The sequence below is a fragment of the Scandinavium sp. genome (assembly GCF_036271055.1).
Classification (GTDB): domain Bacteria; phylum Pseudomonadota; class Gammaproteobacteria; order Enterobacterales; family Enterobacteriaceae; genus Scandinavium.
Genome location: NZ_DATBBJ010000032.1, coordinates 1 through 16,637, shown reverse-complemented (window position 1 = coordinate 16,637; position 16,637 = coordinate 1). Strand labels below are relative to the sequence as shown.

Below are 16,637 nucleotides of genomic sequence, written 5' to 3'. Positions count from 1 at the left end.
CCGCAGGCCTCGAAAAAGTGAGCGCGCAGCTCGAATTGAATAAGCCTGCACCGCGAACCGTTCTGAACGATCGGTAAATGCCGAGCACTACCACTTTGCCAAAAGGCGATTCGACAGAAGTATTGGGCTAGCGGTGAGGTGTAGCCCAACTACCGATCTGCAATCCGGCTAGCACGAATTCGACCGAAAGGGCGGTTAGAATTATCCCCATCACCCGGGTGAGAATCGCTGCACCTTGTCGGCCAATGACACGCAGAATCGCGTCTGACAGAAGAAGTAAGACGTAGTTTAACGCCAGCACGATCAGCAGCACTACAGCCGTTTCGGCGCGTTCATGTACGGAATAGACGTCGTTATCGGTCAACAAGATGACGGCCGTAATCGCACCGGGGCCGGCAATGGCGGGAACCGCCATCGGAAAAACAGCTAGATCGCGGCCTTTGTCGACGGAGACGCCGGTCTGCTCAATCCAACCGAAGACCATCTGCAAACCAAAAACGCACAGGATAAGGCCGCCAGCGACCTGCAGTGAGCGAAGGCGAATTCCCATCGCGTCGAGTACTATTTGGCCAATTACGACAGCAACCACCAGGACGATCGCGGCGTAGAGGGATGCTCGCCAGGCGATCCTTCGACGTTCGGCGTGATGCATTGCAGCAGTTAGGCCCGCGAACAAGGCGAGATTGCTGATCGGATCGATCGTGGTCCAAATCGTCATGAAATCGCGAATTATTTTCTCGAGCATAGAGTGAATGGTAGCGCGCCTCGGGAATTGTTCAGCCTCCTGTGTGCAATTACTCTTCAGGAAACCGAGACTAACCTCGCGACTTACTCAATCTCCGCAGTGATCTGACCGTTGACATCCTTCAAGGTGACCGTATCCACGCCTGCCAGCCTTACCTTATCAAAGGTTACTGAGAGTCCCTCGTCGTCTACCAGGTTGAAATCCCACGTTTCTGATTTTGCGTCATTCTTGAAGCGCACTTGCACACGTCCCCCGGCGGTCAGTACTTTTCCGTCGAGAAGAATATTTGCGTCCCAGTCCTTGTTGTCAGAGGCGGTAATATAGAGACCTTCAAAGCTTCGCCGTGTATGGTTCACCAGCGTGAAGTCGAGATCTGACGCGAATGCGTTAGCGACACTTAGAAGAAGGATGAAGAGAGAGAATCGAAATTTCATAAGTGGGAGCTATTTCTTCTTTTTCTTCTTGTGAGAGGTAGTCTTTTTGTAAACCGTGCGACCATATTGGTCCTTCACCTTTGTCGTCTTGAACACTTTCTTCCCTTTGTATTTCTTGTTTGTCGACGTGTAATAGCGTGGTTGGCGATAGATTTTAGGTTGGTTGTAATAGGGATCGAAGTCACTCGGATATGGGCGGTCGCCCACATACACGGAAAATTCGCCCGGTAGAAGCAAAGCATGGCTTACTTCGGCATAACCCCCGCCGAGAATAGCCAGGATCAACATGTAGGAGAGACAGCGAAAAATCACCCCGCTCGTCTATCAGGAGCGTTTCGCCGAGTCAAAGAAAAATTAGGCCCGCGCTGAATCACCGATTAACCTGCACGCAGGCAGCACTTTTTGCAGCCCAAAACACCTTTGCCCACCGCATGACAGCCACATGCTCATGTGGCCATGATGGGATCAAGCCAACCAAACATCTTTTGAAAAAATACCTCGCGCGCGCCCGCCTCGCAGTGCTCGCCAGCGCCTTCGCTTGCCCGGAAGAGCACATAGTCTTTCGGGCATCGCAAAGCGTTGTACAAATCCTTGCCGCCGCCGCGTCGCCGATCGTTTTCGGCTTCACTCACAAATGTCGGACACCGAATATTTTTCGCCACGTCGGCCAGTGAGTACGCCTGAAACATCTTAAAATATTCCCACGGTGTGCTTGCGCCATGCACCCACATGCCGCGTCCAAGAATAAATCGTTGGGTCGTGTCCTCTTGCAGTTTGTTGAAAAATGGTTCGAGCACTGCAACGTCATTGTTCGCCAATGCGTTCGTGATCTCTGGCGGAAACATTTTGTTAGCCAGCGCTGCTGGGTCAAATAATGCAGCGTCCCCGATGCAAGCAGCAATCCGGTGTTCGAACGCTGCCGCGCGTGGCGCGAGATATCCGCCAAAGCTACCACCGTACAACGCAATACGAGCAGAATCCACATCCGGTCGTTTGAGTAAATAATCAACCACGGGAGTAACGACGTTTTCCCAATCCGCGCGCATTGGCAATTTTTGCATAACAAGCGCACCGCCTTGCCCTGGACCGTCAAAGATCAAGACATTGTAACCGCGCTCTAACGCTCCGCCTGCAGTGCTGAAGAATAGTTCCTCGCATGTGTCGTCATAACCACCTGTACATAACAAGGTTTTACGCGCTGTGTTACTCGCATCGGGTTTGATGAAATAACCGGGCAGAGTTGTGTTCTGGTATGGAATCTTCAGGATCTCGATCGGCTGCTCGAACAACGCGGCGGCTTTCTGAAACGAATCGGTTTGTTTCTCGTACCCCTCGATCACGCGCGGATCAATGGGCAGCGCAAACATGAAAATGTAGGCGGTGCGATAATAATTCGATGCGCGCAGGAACGCGTTGCGGGCGCTGACCCAATGCCCGGCGGCATGGGATTTGACGGCAAGATCGTACAAGCGATCGGCATAGGACGACCATGCGTTGTACCAGCTCGCCGCGTCCCCCACCCTGATTGCTGCTGCGATCGCCCACGCTTCGCCTATCTGCGCGCCCAGCGGCGCGTGATCGAGTGTGCGAAGGAATTGTCCATCATACTCAGGGTCGTCGAAATAGATTCTCATATAAGCTCGTCTTTAATCATACGAATACTCTACAAGATGCAGGTCGCCGTGAGACAATTTTACCGCACAAAATTTCGTTCGAAGCCGACGGCGCCAGCGATGCCTTATCAGTTAGAGGTCTGCCTCACCTCTTCCCGCGGGATCGGCCAAGGCGTCGTTTGCACAATTAAGCAGAGAGTGTAAAAATTCCACTCTCTCCTCCGTGGTGCGCCGGGTTCGTACCTCGAGATCCCCGAAGAAAACCTGTAAAAAGTCGTAGTGTTCCATGAAAACGAAAATTAGGAATTTTGTCACCTTAGTTCTGCTCTCGGCAGCATCGCTGACGATGCTGTTTGGGTCACCCGCTACACAACCGAGCGGTAACGCTCAGGCTGAGCCTGACGTATCATTGCCCGGGATGTTCTCGACCAGCAGCGACAGCGCAGGTATGCGTACTCGCGCTGACGCGGCTCTGCCTAGTGTACGGTATGCATCGCACGTAGATCTGAACCAACCTGGCGTGACCTTGGAACCGGTGGATGCGCGTTCGCTTACGCTGGAGCCGAATCAAGTAGGGATCAATAGAAGTGTGGATGTCTCGCCGAACACCCGCGCACAGAAATTCGTTAATCCAGATGGCTCTCAGATAATTGTGCTCACGATAAAGAGCTCCAACGCTTCGGGTATAGGTGTCCATTTTCGCAACTTCTCGCTTGCTGACGGCGAGGAGGTGTACGTGTATGGGACCGCGACCGATAGCATCGTTTTTGGTCCGTTCACCGAGAAGGGGCCTTGGGGCAGCGGAGAATTTTGGTCCGGCACTGTCGATGGGGACACGGCCGTTATCGAGTTCTACAAGAAGGCTGATGAAAACGGACAAGGATTCGAGATCTTTGAGATATCCCACATTTTGGCCGAGCTCGATTGGCGACTCCGCTCCAATGAACCCGACATTCTAAATTGCGAAGTTGACGCGTCATGCTACAACGACCCCGAGAAAAATGCCGTTGCAAGAATTCTATTTAACAATAATGGCACGTTCCTCTGCACGGGCACTTTGGTGAACGATCTTGCCCAGGATGGGACTCCCTATTTTCTGACCGCCAATCATTGCGTCAACAGCCAGGCAGTCGCTCAAACCGTTGAAGCATATTGGTTTTATCAGACAACCAGTTGTAACAGCGGCGTTTTGCGAACCTGGGTCCATTCTCCACCGGGTGCCAATCTCCTTGCGACGCAAGCCTCCAATGATTTTTCGTTCTTGCGACTACAGACCACTCCCCCTGGCGGAGCATGGTTTTCCGGATGGACCTCCACCGCTCAATCAGCAGGCGCGAGTGTATTCGGGCTTCACCACCCCGACGGATACATTCCGCCAAGCATCAATTCATACTTACGAAGATCGAGCGGCAGTATTATGGACACGAATTTCAATTGCCTCGGTTTGGTAGACGGTTATGAAATTACTTGGGCCTCTGGAAGCACCGAGCCAGGCTCGAGTGGATCGGGCCTCTTCACTTCGAATGCCCATTACCTTGTGGGTGCTTTAAGTTGCGGACCTGCTCCGCCCACATGCAATAGTCCATGGGCTTCCTACAGCAAGTTCGCCAACTTCTATCCCCAAATACGACAGTACATATATTCAGGCGCGCCGTCGGCACCAATAGCCAGTCCGGCGACGTTTGTAACCAGTCAAAGTTTCAGAGCCAATTGGAGAAGCGTGAACGGTGCAACCGGTTATACGCTGGATGTAGCTACCAACAATTCGTTTACCAATTACGTAGCAGGCTATCACAATCTGAACGTCGGTAACGCACTTAGCCACAGCGTTGCTGGCTTAAGCCCAAGCACCACTTATTATTACCGGGTGCGCGCATACAACGGGACCGGAACGAGTGGCAACTCTAATATTGTAAGTGTAACCACACTTCCACCAACCGGGCGTCCGGTCGTCATAACGAATCCGGCAAGCTTGATTATGAGCCATTCAGCCACGCTTAACGGAGCAGTCTATCCCCACGGATTGAGCACCACGGTGTATTTTCAATATGGAAGAACCATCAGTTATGGATCTCGAACGCCTAACCAGATCAAGACTGGCACTAATTATCAGAACGTGACTGCCAATATCTCGGGCTTGACTGCGCACACCACGTATCATTTCCGGATCGTGGGCACCAACACCGCAGGCATCAGATATGGCACCGATAGAACATTTACTACACGGTCGTTTTGAGCCCCATCATCTCGGGATGCAGGCCGGGAATCGGACATATTTGCGCCAAATGCCAAAACCTAGGACTAAGGATCAGTAAGGCTGACTCAGATCGTCTCAATAAATCCTCGCCATCGCGCACTCACTCTGATACAAGTCGCCGGTATGAACAGAAACATTTTCTACATAATTGGAGTAATTGTCGTTATCATAATCGTCCTGAAATTGCTCGGAATATTTTAGGAGTCAGGGGTTGCTAGTCAGTTCGTGCTGCCCAAAGAATCTTCGTCGCTCAAGCTCAGCGGGACGGCAGCGTTTCGTTTCGCACTGCGGGGATAAAGCTGACGGTCTTCTGGAACTCGAAATGAATTGCGTCACTGGCAGAAATGCTAGCACGGGCCTACTGGCTTAATCCTCCGCGACACATGTCTAACACGATGCTCAAGCCAGGAGGCTTGATATTGTGTGGTAGATCAACTCCTGTTTTCCAAGGCGGCGACATTGGCCACCTGTTAAGAAGCTTATCTATCGTGATTTCCTGTTCCGTCGGTGGGTCTGAAGCGTATTGAATCACGGTAACTATGTGGAATTCGGTCGCACGTTCAGTCAGCCTGAAGCAGACTAGATAAGAGCTACGATCGCGCTCTGCTCCGGCGCCTGGACTGGCAATTACAACGTGAAAGAGATAGAAAGGCCAATCTTTGTCTACAAGGTTCACCTTCTCGAAATCCGCTGAGAAGGGATGCGACACACCATCCCACACGAAAAATTGGGCTTGCTCGCGTGCGACTTTATCGTTGTTAGCAACATCAACCACCCAGTCGAGGCTTCCAGCAGGCGTTTGAAATGTGGCAATCGTTAGTGCGATCAGTATAACAGCGAGCTGTCGCATAAGAGTTGCCACGGGTCTAATCTGCCCCGACTGCGCTCGTGACCGCCCAATAAAAGCGGAATCATGGAATTCCCCTTTAGCGGAAAGTGCGAAGCGATGCGAGCAGAACTTTACCACCTGCATGGCTTTTGAGCCGGCGAGCCCCTGAAAGGAGTGCCATCGCTCTTTGGAAGCACGGAGCGAATTGAGGCGCGAATCTAAATCGCAAGGCGAATCCAAGGCCTGCATGCCCCCGACAAGGAAAGAAAACGATAGACTGTCTGCTACAATACGCTGGTGTGCGACGACCCAAAACTAAGCCCATTCAATCTCGCCGTGTTAGCGCGTCAAATTTCACTCCTCGTTCGTCCACGGTAATGAAGGCGACGAAGATTTAATTGCGCCCAACAGAGTAAAAAAGCCGACTCTCTCGCGTGTGATTCAGGCTCGGTTTTCAGCGATTTCAGAGTCTAACAACCCAATCCTGGCAGTGACAACGATCATGTGTGTATCGATATGGGCCTGAAGGTGCCCAGTAATAATCCGTCACGCCACGGCGTGTAATTTCTCGCTCGATAGCTTCCTTTTCTTCGAGGTCGGCCTGGACGTCATCATACGCGTTGCTCCGCGACAGTTGCTTGTCCCAACTCGTGTGCGCCATGCTCAAGCAATGCTTGAGTTCGTAGCGACGCAGTTGCAGATCGGAAGTGGCTGAACGTTGAATGTCAGTCTGCGTCGAACAACAGCCTACCACGACAAACCCGCCTATTATTGAGAATATCATCTGTTTCACGCGTCGTCCTCCGGTTCACTCCTGCACAATGCAGGCTTACGAGTTTCTTAATACAATCGTAAGATTCGGTCAATAGCAACACTCCGCCTCAATCGCGTTTGCTTTGCGAAAATGGCATCGCTCAACTAATCGATGAAGTTAGCCCCCTAAGTGTGACCGCAACCCCGCTTGCCGCGGAGCCTGCCAGTGGCTTATCTCCGTCTCGATCTAGTTTGCAGACGCACACGCGACGTTCGGAAACCCTTTCGGGATGCTTGCAGATGAACAGTTGACGGCATTTGTGGAACCGGAATCTGCGATTCGGCTTGTGGGGAATTTGTGTTGACGGGTTCGTGCCTTTATCCAACTCGACGCCGTCTAAAACCGGGGTCAGGACAGGAAGCTTTCTCCCGGAGCTTTCTTCCCCTTTTCAGACCTGGACTGCGAAGGGTCAACCCGCCGGGGGCAAACTGACAAAGGAAACGATAAACATGAAACGCCAAAACTTAATTCACATTCTGATCGGGATTCTCTGCCTTGGGCTTTTGCCACAAGCGCAGGCAGTGGTCCCCCACCAGACGGGGGCTATCCCAACTTCACTACTGCAGAAGGGACCAAAGCCCTTTTTAGCCTCACCACCGGCTCTGCGAACACAGCAGTTGGTTGGTTTTCGCTCTTTAGTAATACTGAGGGCAGCTTCAACACGGCTACCGGCGCGGGAGCGCTAATTTTCAACACGGGAGACGAAAACACAGCGTTTGGAACGGCGTCGCTCTTATTCAACAGTATGGGCTCCAATAACACAGCCATCGGCACGGTCGCCTTTTAAACAACACTACCGGCAGCGAAAACACGGCCACGGGTGTTGAGGCGCTCAAAGACAACACCACGGGTGTCGATAATACCGCTACCGGTTTTCGAGCGCTTATGAGCAATACCAGCGTCGATAACACTGCAAACGGCGCTAATGCGCTGCAAGGCAACACCACCGGCAGCAGCAACACGGCCATCGGATCCCAAGCGCTGTCTTTTAACACAGAAGGTAGTGGCAATACGGTTACCGGTGGTTCTGCGCTTTTCAGCAATACCACTGGCGACTTTAACACCGCCAGCGGAGACGAGGCGCTCTTCGCCAACACAACCGGCGCCCAAAACACGGCCACGGGATCCGCAGCACTTACGAGCAACACGAGCGGCGGCGCTAACACAGCTTATGGTTTTCAGGCGCTTCTTAACAATACCAGCGGTGTCGGCAATATAGCTATCGGTTTTCAAGCGCTTTCAGCCAATGTCAACGGCAACTTAAACATTGCCATCGGCGGGACTTCTCTCTTTAGCAACACCGCAGGCACCGACAACATCGCACTGGGTACTTCCGCCGGCAGCAATACGACCGGCAGTAACAATGTCGATATCGCCAACGCGGGTGTAGCAGGCGAGTCAGACACTATTCGCATTGGCAAATCAACACACGATAGAGCATTTATCGCTGGTATTCGTGGGAGGACAACCGGGAACGCCGACGCCATAGCCGTTTTGATCGATTCCGACGGCCAGCTCGGCACGATGAGCTCGTCGCGCCGCTTCAAACACGAGATCAAACCGATGGATAAGGCTAGCGAAGCCGTTTTGTCGCTTAAGCCGGTGACTTTTAATTACAAGAGTGACAGCACGAATACGCCGCAATTTGGTCTAATCGCCGAACAGGTGGCCGAGATAAATCCAGACCTTGTTGTGCGCGACCAGAATGACGAGATCTACACGGTTCGTTACGACGCGGTGAACGCGATGTTGCTCAATGAATTTCTCAAGGAACACCGCACGGTGCAGGAATTGAAGTCTGTTGTCGCAAAGCTGGAAGCTGCTGCCGCACAGCAGGAGAAACAAATTGAAGCTCTTACTGCGGGCCTACAGAAAGTGAACGCACAGCTTGAAGCGAGCAAACCTGCGCCGCAAGTGGTCAACAATCCGTAAAGCCCCCAACACAAACACGAGCATTTCCCAATCAGCCGTCACACTTCATAGCGTGGCGGCTTTTTGTTTTACGGCGCGTTACATGAGCGCAAACAGGCCATTCAGCGGCGTGTAGGGCGAGGTCCTATGTAAAGATCAGGCTGGGCTTAACTAGACGGACTCGCACGACGGTGCTTTGGTTGATCTGCTGAGCAAATTGCCAGGCCGGTGCAAATCGATACTAGGGATAGTGAAACGAGATAGGAACAGCGTGGGCTATAATCAGGTGAACGGAATATTGCTCAACGAGGTCCTTAAAGAGCACTGCACGCTCGATCAGCCGGACAGGAGCAAAATCCATAACCCGCCCTATCTCCGCCTGCTTCAGTGGCTACTCTATGCCATAGCGATCCTGGCGTTTACATGGCCCGTGTATCGCGCCTTTCTCAACATCGAGATTACAGACAATGAGGCGTGGAACGCTTATTTCGCCGATGCGGCCATGGGTAAAATGCCGCTCTATCCGTCTACCGCTCAACTCATCACAAACAATTATCCGCCCCTTTCCTTTTACATCGTGGGTTCAGCCGGTCGACTGATCGGTGATCCGGTCTTAGCTGGGAGGCTGTTGTCTCTGATTTCCGTAATCGCGATCGCGACAGCAATCGCTTTGAGCGTCAGGCGATTGGGCGGAACTCAATCGGCTGCGGTAATTAGCGGTGCATTCTACATAGCCATGATGAGCCGGTTTTTTAGATCGTACGTCGGATTGAATGAGCCGCAACTCCTCAGTCATGCCATTATGGCCTTCGGCTTCCTGGCGTTTCTCGGTGCGCGATCGAGAGACCGTGGATACGTCATGCCTATTCTCGTGATGGCCTTTGCAGGGTTTGTTAAGCACAACATCATCGCAATGCCCTTGACTGCTTTCGCATGGCTTGCGATGAACCGTCGGCGCGAAGCGCTAAAATGTTTATGCGTAGCAGCCGCAGTGATCGTGATTGGCATTGCGATTTGTTATGTGAGCTTCGGCCGTGACTTCTTTCTTAACATTTTGGCCCCGAGACACTATTCGCTTAAAAAGGCCATTCGCAGCTATAAGGACTTACAATGGGTGTCCGTCGGTTTAGTCGCTTGCGTCTGTAACGGCTGTGCGAGGTGGCATGATCGGAGTGTTCGGCTTTGTACCGGTCTAATCGCAATTGCGTTGGCGGAATTTTTCCTGGAGAGAACCGGCGCCGGCGTATGGACTAATGCTCAGTTTGATCTCGTGATAGCCGTCGCGATAGGTCTCGGCCTGGCGTACACACAAGTTCCTTTGTGGCCATTGGCGCGCCGGTTTCCGCCAGCCGTAACTCAGGCGGTTCTGTTGCTAGTGGTATGCGCGCGGTTGCTGGTGCCGAAAGAACTCGAGCCTTTCCAGCTGCTAGTTGACCGCCGCTTTAAAAATGAAATCGCGATAAGGGAGCAGGCAATGGCTGACAGCGTCGAGCGCGTGCGAAAAACACCGGGGGATGTGTTGTGTCCGGAGCTAATCAGCTATCGTGCGGGCAAGCCGTTTGCGGTTGATAAATTTAACGCGAAGCAAAGAATGTCAGCCGGGGCATTCCGGGATGCCGTAACCGCGCGTGTCGCTGCAGGGACGCTAACAATCGTCAAAACCGATCCGCGCGCACAATGGACAAAGCCATTTCAACCCAAGCGCGACACTTACCACCCAAATCCCAAGTCAGGTTAACACACGATAAGTGTTCCAAAGAAATCCAGTTTCGCAGCGCACCGCGCCTTTCACGAACGTTCAACTGAGCCTTCGATCGGGCTTGAGTTGCCAGACTTGCGTCGTTACAATGAGCCGAAGGAAAGGATTAAGAGATGAAAAGCTGCATTCGACGAATCGGAGCGACTATGTTGTTGGGCATCTTCGTGCTGCCTGCTCTTGCGCCGTCGGTTCAATCCCAAACACACCCATGGTGGTTCTATGGTTGCCCTAAAGGTGTCGCTGCACAAATTCCCGGCGATGTACCGGGCCCGGGCACCCCAGGCTGGACCCAATATCAAAGCTGCCTGCAACAAAACTTAAGTGCGTCGCCTCAACAGAGTGCCCAAATAGCGCCCATTCTTGCCCATGAAGGCCAAAAGGTAATGGCAATCAGAAACAACAATTCGCTTTCGAACGTTCAAAAAACACAAGAGGCTACGTCCCTACAGAAGCAGTCCGATCCGCAGTTGAAGGCGATTCTCTCATCTGCTCAATACGACAAACTACAAGTCGTCCGCTATCAGGCCGTCCGATGGATCACTCAGAAAAGACTTGGTTGGCAGTAAAGGCTTGCTCCCCCAGTTTTTTTCTTAAGCAGGGACACGGCCCCGGCGAAACGTCTCGGTCTCTCACCGGCAACTCTTGTAATTGCTGGGCGGCCTTAGTCCGACCGAATAACACTCGTGATTCGGACCGACGTAATAGAAATCCCCTGGCCACCGTACGTGGCGGAATAATTGGCTGGTACAAAAACCGCATCCTGACCAGACGCCTCAGCCGAACCGTGCACTCTTGTGCCGCTATATGAGAATTCCACTCGGACATGATATGAGTTGGAGTTTTTGAAACGCGCGACTCGGGAGCTGCCCGAACTCTCGTACGAAACTGTTACACCGCCTTTTTTGTTTTGAGCTGTTGCGGCAGGCGCTTGTAAAACCAACATGAAAACAGAAACCAAAAAAATGTATCGACTCGTTCTTTGGTGAATTGTCATAACACTTTCAACAACAAACTGGCTGCCCATGTCAATACCGGAAGCCGTAGATCTGTGAAACGCCCTGATTTCACGAACGGCCAACGGAATCCTCGATCGGGTTGAGTCGGCAGACTTTCGTTCGAAATCCGCCTGCGTGGTGTTTCTTCTCTCTGCGCGTCGTCCTGATGGTGATTTGACAAAACACCTGTTGAGCGTCTTACGTTATGGATGAAACTCTCTCAGGTTCGATACTTTTCGCATGCACCGATAATTCTTACCTTCTGCTGTATTTCGATCGCATTTGCAGCGAGTGCAGCGGCCACTCCTTTTAGTTTTCCGGATTGGGTTGAGCTTTCGCCAAACGACTCTCCTCCGGCACGTTCGTACCTTGCAATGACCTACGATCCGGTCAGCGGGAAGACCGTTGCGTTTGGCGGATTCGACGGCACAGGCTATCTAAATGACACATGGAGTTTCGACGGCACAAGCTGGACGCAGATTGCCACACAAGCTGCGCCTCCAGCCCGCGCTGCCGCGCAAATGACCTATGATTCTGTCGCTCAGAAGGTGGTACTCTTCGGTGGGTTCAATGGAACCAATTACTTGGCCGATACATGGCTTTGGGATGGGTCGACGTTACAGTGGACGCAGGCCACGCCAGCCCATCACCCTCCTGCTGTTACCAGTCCGATGCTATTTCCAGATCCTAATGGCAGGGCCGATGTTTTTGGCGGATACGACGGCCACTTCTATCAGCTTACCATGTGGCAATGGAACGGCTCCGATTGGACGCAGTTAAGTCCACCGACTGTTCCATTCGCTCGGTCTTCAGCGGCCGTTGCAACGAATACGTCCACAGGACAGGTTGTTATGTTTGGCGGCCTGGCTGACGTTAACCCAAATAACACCTGGACTTATGATGGCACGACATGGACCCTCCAATCTCCGGCTGTACAACCTCTCTTGGTGTATGCCGCTTCTGCGGCTTTCGATCCCGGGCTGCAAGGAGTGGTCCTCTTTGGAGGTGGAAGTGGCGGTGAAGACCAGAACACGACCTGGCGATGGGATCAGGTTGGCGCCACATGGACACTTTTATCCACTCCGCACTCGCCGCCCGCGCGCGAAGGTGCTGGCTTGACCTACGACGCGGCCTTACACCATGCGATTCTTTTCGGCGGTCAGGATAACAACGGCTATTTCAACGATACTTGGGAACTCATTTCAACATCTACTCCTACGCCTACCCCGTCAGTCACACCAACGCCGACGCCCACGGCTACACCTACGGGAAGAGTTACTCCGACGCCGCGGCCTCATCCAACACCGCCACCTCGTCCCGGCTCTACAACGTAATCTGTAGATTTATCTCTATTCATCCTCGTACTGCCGATTCAACACGGTTTGCTGCGCGGGTTTGTTCAGCTCAAGCTGGGCGCTGACTTTCTGTAGCCCCGCAGTAAGCGCGGCAACTTCTTTCTTCAGCTTTTCAACGGTGCGGTGTTCTTCTACAAAGGCTTTATGCTCTTTAAGGAACTCGTTGAGCAACATCGCGTTCACTGCGTCATAACGCACTGTATAAACCTTCTCCTTGTCGTCGCGAGCCACCAGAGCGGGGTTCACCTTTTCCACTTCCTCGGCTACGAGGCCAAATTGCGGGATGCTATCGGGGTCAATGTCTTTCTTGTAGCGAAAGGTCACCGGTTTGAGCGCGAGAATTCCTTCGCTCGCTTTGCCCATCGGCTTAATCTCCGCCTTGAACCGTTGCGAGGACGGCGCTACGCCAAGTTGACCGGTGCTGCTTACAACTACTGTCGTGCCTGTAACTCCTGCACCATGAATCCCGGCAACAACTGTCTTGGTCTGAACTCCTGATTTGCCAATTCGAATGGTGTTCGCTTCGCCCGCCACTCCAAGCACGTTGGCCCCAATATCAATGTTATTGCTGCCGGTGGTAAGATTTGAACCGGCTAAAGCGCCCACCGCGATGTTGTGGTTGCCGGTGGTATTGTGTCCGAGCGCAAAATCGCCGGTGGACACGTTACCGCCGCCGGTGGTGTTGTCATTGAGGGCCTGAAAACCGTTGGCCGTATTGTCGCCGCCGGTTGTGTTGCTGAAGAGTGCTCCAGCGCCGCTGGCTGTATTGTCAATGCCGATGGTATTCGAGTCGAGTGCGCCCTGACCGAAGGCGCTGTTAAACGTGCCGATAGTATTGCTCACGAGCGCTAAACCTCCATTGGCAGTGTTGAAGTTGCCGGTGGTGTTTGAATTGAGTGCGGCATACCCCGTAGCAGTGTTCTGCGCGCCGCTCGTGTTCTCTAAGAGCGCTTGAAAACCGTCGGCCGTGTTGTTGTTGGCGGTGGTATTGTTCTGGAGCGCATACGCACCAGTGGCGGTATTCTGGGTGCCGCTGGTATTGCTATAGAGCGCATCAAAACCGATGGCCGTGTTGAGGCCAGCGGTGTTGCTATAGAGCGCTTGAAAACCGTCGGCCGTGTTGTCGGAGCCGGTGGTGTTGAGACGGAGCGCATACGCACCGGTGGCAACATTGAAGCTGCCTGTGTTGTTCCTCACAAGCGCAAAATAACCGATGGCCGTGTTGGCTACGCCGGTTGTAAGGCTGAAGAGCGCACTGTCGCCCTCAGCCGTGTTATTCCCGGGATAGCCTCCATCCGGCGGAGGAGTAACTGCCTGCGTGTTTTGGGCGAGCGCGAAGAGCATAAGTGCGATGAGAAATGGCAGAATTGATATCTTTTTGAACTGAGTCACTGAATTCATGGTTGTTTCTTTCTTTTTCGTCGTTTGGGTTTCGGGGTTTGCCTTTCACTGTCATAGGCGAAAACGGGCGATCAAAGTGATCATCTGAACCGAGGCTTTTTTGAAAATTTCCGCGCATTCGCCCGCTCTGGATTTGTCTCGACCGTTTTTGTTTTGGCCCGGCGGGCTTTAGGGATTGTTGACTACTTGCAGCGCAGGTTTGCTCGCTTTAAGCTGGCCGCTTACTTTTTGGATTTGCGCGGCCTGTTCTTTCGTCGTTGCTATCAGATCTGCGACAGTGGCCTCTAATGTTTCCACTTTGTGCTGCTCTTCGATGAACGCCTTGTGCTCCTTGAGGAACTCATTGAGCAACATCGCGTTTACCGCTTCATAGCGAACAGTCATTACCTTTCCGGCGTCATCGCGAACGACCAAGTCAGGATTCACCTTCTCTACTTCCTCGGCTACTAGACCGAATTGCGGGATCTTGGCCGGATCTAGCTCCTCTTTGTAGCGAAAGGTTACGGGCTTCAACGCGAGGAGAGCTTGGCTCGCTTTGTCCATTGGCTTAATGGCTTCCTTGAACCGGGCTGAGGAGGCAGCAACTCCAAGCTTCCCATTTGAGTTTACTACCACCTGACTACCAGCCACCGCCACGCCAAAGATGCCTGCGATATTGGTGCCGTTTTGCGTGCCTTGCCTGCCGATGCGAATCTTGTTCGCTTCGCCCGCCACGCCCAGTGCGCCGATCTCAATATTGTTGCTGCCAGTCGTCAGGTTCGAGCCCGCACTTACCCCAAGCGCAATGTTGTTTGAACCGGAATTATTATTTAGGAGTGCATTCAGGCCGACGGCCGTGTTGTTTTGGCCGGTTGTATTGAAAAAGAGCGCATTAACACCGTCGGCCGTGTTGTTGTTGCCACTAGTGTTGTCAGAGAGCGCGCTCTCACCGGTAGCGGTGTTCGCAGTGCCGCCGATGTTGGCTTGAAGCGCGCCAGCGCCGTTGGCCGTATTGAATCGTCCGGTCGTGTTCTGAAAAAGCGCAAATGGACCCGTAGCCGTGTTTTGAATGCCTATGGTGTTGTGAAAGAGCGCTTCAAATCCGCAAGCTAGATTGTCGTTGCCGGTTGTGTTGGCAAAAAGCGTGTCAACACCGATGGCTGTGTTCTCGCGGCCGGTCGTGTTGCTCAAGAGTGCGTCCACACCGATGCCCGTATTGGAGTTACCGGTGGTATTGGAACTAACCGCTTGAACACCGACGGCCGTGTTGGAGCTACCGCCAGTATTGCTATTGAGCGCGGCCGCACCGATGGCCGTGTTGGAGCCGCCGGTAGTGAGGTTGAAGAGCGCAGAATCGCCTTCAGCGGTGTTCGCGCCTGGATAGCCGCCATCCGGTGGCGGTGGCGGTAACAATGCTCGCGCCATCGGTGAAAGCCCGAAACAGGCCAGCGCGATGAGAAGTGACAGAATTAGTTTGTTCTTGAATTGAATCGCCGGATTCATGGTTTTCCTTTCTTTCCCCAGCTACATTTATTCTGTGACTGCCGGGTCTGGAACAGGGCGAAGAACCTAGCTGGGGAAAATGCCCTCTGCCTGTTTCAGATCCTGTATAACCTTTTGTAGGATTAGGCCTTATCCGCCTATTAGACCTTGGTCGTATACGTTTTCTGTGCTTGAGCCGTATTCATGAACAATGCACGGGTGCGACTCTGATGCACGTTTAGAAAGTCCACCCACGCAAGGACAAACGAGACGTCGATCTCGTCAGCGATGCCGCGCCATTCGGTCGCCGGTGGTACGGCGAGCCGAATGCGGTTGGCAATGCAATCAGGTACGCCGAGCATTACAGCCGCGCACGATGCTGTGATCCACGTTTACGATAAGGCGGGGAACGTGACCCAAAACGCGCGAGCACAAGGCGATTTCAAGGAGGTTTCACAATCCCTTTGAGATTTCGAGCGAAGAATCCTGTCGGATTCCCACTCGTTATTTATGTTCACTACTAACCACCTTTTGCACCAACGCCTCAAATCGCGGATCGCCACGAAGAGGATTGAGCCAGGGGTCAACTTTAATCACGTTGATGCTTAGACCATCATGGTCGGCAATACCTTGCCCCAACCAACGAACTGCTTCGTCGCGATTTCCCAGACTGAGGTAAAGGAAAGTACGAAAGTATGAGGGCACGTGCCGATGCTGGCTGAGTTCTTCCAGTTCAGCCAGTAGTCGCACGGCCGCATCCTTGTCGCCTGACCTGGCTTTAGCAGATGCGAGCAGCACTAGAACCCACAGATCGTCGCTCAACTGCTGTGCCTGTGTGTATTCAGCAATCGCGGCAGGCAGGTCGCCCTTTAGCTGAAGAGCCATGCCCAGATTATAATGTGCGTAATAAAACGTCGGATCACCCCCCGGCGTCGGCCACGCATCCAGGCCCGCGTCGTCACAAAGCGCCGACGGCGCGGGCCTCTCGCGATCCTCAAACTCAGCGCGCCGACCGAAAATTGTGCGCCTTCATTTCCGGCCTCGCCGCTTTTGTCGGCGGTGT

At 53.0% G+C, this 16,637-nt stretch carries 13 protein-coding genes; 5 read left to right on the top strand and 8 right to left on the bottom strand.

Annotated features, from left to right (window positions below):
* Positions 1 to 127 precede the first annotated feature (127 nt).
* The 3 genes from VH187_RS04920 to VH187_RS04910 all read right to left on the bottom strand — a co-directional run bounded on the left by VH187_RS04920 (position 128) and on the right by VH187_RS04910 (position 2,813).
* On the bottom strand, positions 128 to 745 hold the full coding sequence (locus VH187_RS04920; protein WP_329700375.1) for a MarC family protein: 618 nt from the start codon (positions 743 to 745) through the stop codon (positions 128 to 130).
* A gap of 83 nt (positions 746 to 828) precedes the next feature.
* Complete coding sequence (locus VH187_RS04915) at positions 829 to 1,179, bottom strand: hypothetical protein (RefSeq protein ID WP_329700374.1); 351 nt, start codon at positions 1,177 to 1,179, stop codon at positions 829 to 831.
* 446 nt (positions 1,180 to 1,625) lie between these two features.
* Positions 1,626 to 2,813, bottom strand: coding sequence for an alpha/beta hydrolase family protein (locus VH187_RS04910; RefSeq protein ID WP_329700373.1), 1,188 nt, complete (start codon positions 2,811 to 2,813; stop codon positions 1,626 to 1,628).
* Positions 2,814 to 3,078: 265 nt separating this feature from the next.
* On the opposite strand from VH187_RS04910, the gene VH187_RS04905 reads away from it, so the two are divergent.
* Positions 3,079 to 5,028, top strand: a complete 1,950-nt coding sequence (locus tag VH187_RS04905; protein ID WP_329700372.1) for a fibronectin type III domain-containing protein — start codon at positions 3,079 to 3,081, stop codon at positions 5,026 to 5,028.
* A gap of 379 nt (positions 5,029 to 5,407) precedes the next feature.
* Here VH187_RS04905 and VH187_RS04900 read toward each other — a convergent pair whose 3' ends face one another.
* Positions 5,408 to 5,899: a hypothetical protein gene (locus tag VH187_RS04900; RefSeq protein ID WP_329700371.1), complete on the bottom strand. Its 492-nt coding sequence runs from the start codon at positions 5,897 to 5,899 to the stop codon at positions 5,408 to 5,410.
* A gap of 1,678 nt (positions 5,900 to 7,577) precedes the next feature.
* Here VH187_RS04900 and VH187_RS04895 point away from each other — a divergent pair.
* From VH187_RS04895 to VH187_RS04880, 4 genes are all read left to right on the top strand, one after another.
* Positions 7,578 to 8,624 (top strand): tail fiber domain-containing protein, encoded by a 1,047-nt coding sequence (locus VH187_RS04895; RefSeq protein WP_329700370.1) that lies wholly within the window; start codon positions 7,578 to 7,580, stop codon positions 8,622 to 8,624.
* 250 nt (positions 8,625 to 8,874) lie between these two features.
* Entirely contained in the window at positions 8,875 to 10,341 is a 1,467-nt protein-coding gene (locus VH187_RS04890) for an ArnT family glycosyltransferase (protein WP_329700369.1), read from the top strand.
* Positions 10,342 to 10,475: 134 nt separating this feature from the next.
* Positions 10,476 to 10,928: a hypothetical protein gene (locus VH187_RS04885; protein ID WP_329700368.1), complete on the top strand. Its 453-nt coding sequence runs from the start codon at positions 10,476 to 10,478 to the stop codon at positions 10,926 to 10,928.
* A gap of 638 nt (positions 10,929 to 11,566) precedes the next feature.
* Positions 11,567 to 12,691: a Kelch repeat-containing protein gene (locus VH187_RS04880; RefSeq protein ID WP_329700367.1), complete on the top strand. Its 1,125-nt coding sequence runs from the start codon at positions 11,567 to 11,569 to the stop codon at positions 12,689 to 12,691.
* 15 nt (positions 12,692 to 12,706) lie between these two features.
* Here the strand turns inward: VH187_RS04880 and VH187_RS04875 are convergent, their stop codons facing one another.
* From VH187_RS04875 to VH187_RS04860, 4 genes are all read right to left on the bottom strand, one after another.
* Positions 12,707 to 14,113, bottom strand: coding sequence for a tail fiber domain-containing protein (locus VH187_RS04875; RefSeq protein WP_329700366.1), 1,407 nt, complete (start codon positions 14,111 to 14,113; stop codon positions 12,707 to 12,709).
* 168 nt (positions 14,114 to 14,281) lie between these two features.
* Complete coding sequence (locus tag VH187_RS04870; RefSeq protein WP_329700365.1) at positions 14,282 to 15,595, bottom strand: tail fiber domain-containing protein; 1,314 nt, start codon at positions 15,593 to 15,595, stop codon at positions 14,282 to 14,284.
* Positions 15,596 to 16,078: 483 nt separating this feature from the next.
* On the bottom strand, positions 16,079 to 16,459 hold the full coding sequence (locus VH187_RS04865) for a tetratricopeptide repeat protein (protein WP_329700364.1): 381 nt from the start codon (positions 16,457 to 16,459) through the stop codon (positions 16,079 to 16,081).
* The coding region (locus tag VH187_RS04860; protein ID WP_329700363.1) for a hypothetical protein at positions 16,444 to 16,637 on the bottom strand (194 nt) is incomplete at its 5' end. The genes VH187_RS04865 and VH187_RS04860, both read right to left, overlap by 16 nt.

Coding starts and splice junctions, on each gene's coding strand:
- VH187_RS04895 (WP_329700370.1), top strand. CDS start 7,578: ATGAGCAATACCAGCGTCGATAACACTGCAAACGGCGCTAATGCGCTG.
- VH187_RS04885 (WP_329700368.1), top strand. CDS start 10,476: ATGAAAAGCTGCATTCGACGAATCGGAGCGACTATGTTGTTGGGCATC.
- VH187_RS04865 (WP_329700364.1), bottom strand. CDS start 16,459: ATGGCTCTTCAGCTAAAGGGCGACCTGCCTGCCGCGATTGCTGAATAC.
- VH187_RS04880 (WP_329700367.1), top strand. CDS start 11,567: ATGAAACTCTCTCAGGTTCGATACTTTTCGCATGCACCGATAATTCTT.
- VH187_RS04910 (WP_329700373.1), bottom strand. CDS start 2,813: ATGAGAATCTATTTCGACGACCCTGAGTATGATGGACAATTCCTTCGC.
- VH187_RS04905 (WP_329700372.1), top strand. CDS start 3,079: ATGAAAACGAAAATTAGGAATTTTGTCACCTTAGTTCTGCTCTCGGCA.
- VH187_RS04875 (WP_329700366.1), bottom strand. CDS start 14,113: ATGAATTCAGTGACTCAGTTCAAAAAGATATCAATTCTGCCATTTCTC.
- VH187_RS04900 (WP_329700371.1), bottom strand. CDS start 5,899: ATGCGACAGCTCGCTGTTATACTGATCGCACTAACGATTGCCACATTT.
- VH187_RS04870 (WP_329700365.1), bottom strand. CDS start 15,595: ATGAATCCGGCGATTCAATTCAAGAACAAACTAATTCTGTCACTTCTC.
- VH187_RS04920 (WP_329700375.1), bottom strand. CDS start 745: ATGCTCGAGAAAATAATTCGCGATTTCATGACGATTTGGACCACGATC.
- VH187_RS04915 (WP_329700374.1), bottom strand. CDS start 1,179: ATGAAATTTCGATTCTCTCTCTTCATCCTTCTTCTAAGTGTCGCTAAC.